This is a genomic window from Variovorax ginsengisoli, from assembly GCF_030486595.1.
GTDB lineage: Bacteria > Pseudomonadota > Gammaproteobacteria > Burkholderiales > Burkholderiaceae_C > Variovorax > Variovorax ginsengisoli_B.
On the sequence record NZ_JAUJZH010000081.1, the window covers coordinates 1 to 1,549 of the forward strand.

Annotated in this window: 1 protein-coding gene; it reads right to left on the reverse strand. The window is 57.1% G+C overall.

Annotation, left to right across the window (positions count from 1 at the left end; translation table 11 throughout):
• Window positions 1-399 precede the first annotated feature (399 nt).
• On the reverse strand, window positions 400-1,416 hold the full coding sequence (locus QZH52_RS38555; protein ID WP_301816538.1) for an IS110 family RNA-guided transposase: 1,017 nt from the start codon (window positions 1,414-1,416) through the stop codon (window positions 400-402).
• Window positions 1,417-1,549 lie beyond the last annotated feature (133 nt).

Genomic DNA, 1,549 nt, shown 5'->3' on the forward strand with positions numbered 1-1,549 from the left:
CTACAAGGGCTTCCCTCAGTTTGTCAAACGCCGAGCCACCGCGTTGGATCGGAATGATCGAACACGTCGGCTGAATAGCTCCTTGAGAATCTCAACACCGACTGCTGCTGCTTTTGAGTTGAAGGTATGCGGACGGCAAGACTACAAACGGACATTGTTGCTGCACTTATTGGCAGCGGTCCCTGATGAAAGACGCGCGCCGGGGTCTCCATTCACATCTCGGCTATCAGTGGCGATTTACCGCCCTGAATGGCCCAGGCTTTCATTCGAGCATTCCCCAGCGCAGGTCCAACCTTTTCACTCATCAACAACGGCACAACACGCGATGCCAAGTTCGATTCCAACAGCGCCGTGCACCTTCCGGCGACGGCCCTTTTTATCTTTCTCTGCTACGTCTGGCTAAGCAGGAACTTTGAAGGCTTCTCCCATCCGTAGTGCCGCCCAGCACATCCGGGCGTTCTTGGATGCAATGGCAACCACAGCGCGCCAGTACCCGCGGCGATCTTGCACTTTGATAGCCCAGCGACTGACCGGATCTGACTTGCTTGCGGCCACATTCAACACCGTTCTTGCTCCCAGGATGAGCAAGGTACGCAGATAGCTGTCCCCAGCCTTTGTTATTCGACCCAGCCTCGCTTTTCCACCCGAACTGTGTTGGCCAGGTGTCAATCCCAACCATGCGCTGAACTGGCTGGAGCTCTTGAATTCAAGCCCGTTGCCCACGCTGGCAACTATGGCCGACGCCGTCGTGGCACCGATGCCAGCGAGCTGCATCAATCGGCGAGCCTTGTCATCATGTTGGGCCATGTGCCTGACATGGGTGTCGTACTCGGCGATTCGCCCATCCAGCCGGGTGAGCTCGCCCAGCAGGTCACCAATGACGACGTTGCACCAGCCAGGTAGATCCTCCAATACCTTGTGCGCTTCTCTACGTACCGTAGTAGGTTGGAGCGCCAAAACGATTCCGAGCTCACTGAGCAGGCCGCGAATTCGGTTGATGACAGCGGTGCGCTCCTGCACGAATCCCTGGCGTGCCCGGTGTACAAATAGCTCTGCTTGCTGCTCTATGCTCTTGACAGGCACAAATCGCATCTGAGGCCGCGTGACTGCCTCGCAAATGGCAGCCGCATCGTTTGCATCGTTCTTGCCGCGCTTTCCCGCGATTCTGTAGGGCGCGACAAATTTCGGCGCCATCAAACGCACTTTGTGACCAAACTTCTCGAACTCTCGAGCCCAATGGTGAGCCCCAGAACATGCTTCCATCCCGATCAGGCACGGTGGCAATGACGCTATCAGCTCTACGAGCTTGTTGCGCCGCACTTCCGGGCGCACCAGTGCCGGCTTGCCTGCTTCATCTACGCCGTGGACAGCGAACACATTCTTGGCAAGATCGATGCCGAGGGTCAAAATAGTCATGGACTTCCCCCTTCCGAGTGAGTTGATGAGGTAACTTCCCATCGTGGCACTTTGATGCCGTTTGCCGCAACGCCCAAGGGGCACTCCGCGGATAGCTCGGGACGGGGAAGTCCCTTTCATTCACATCGGCGTG

What these genes read in the sequence shown, in the direction of transcription:
- QZH52_RS38555 (WP_301816538.1), bottom strand. Translation starts at nt 1,416, where the DNA reads ATGACTATTTTGACCCTCGGCATCGATCTTGCCAAGAATGTGTTCGCT.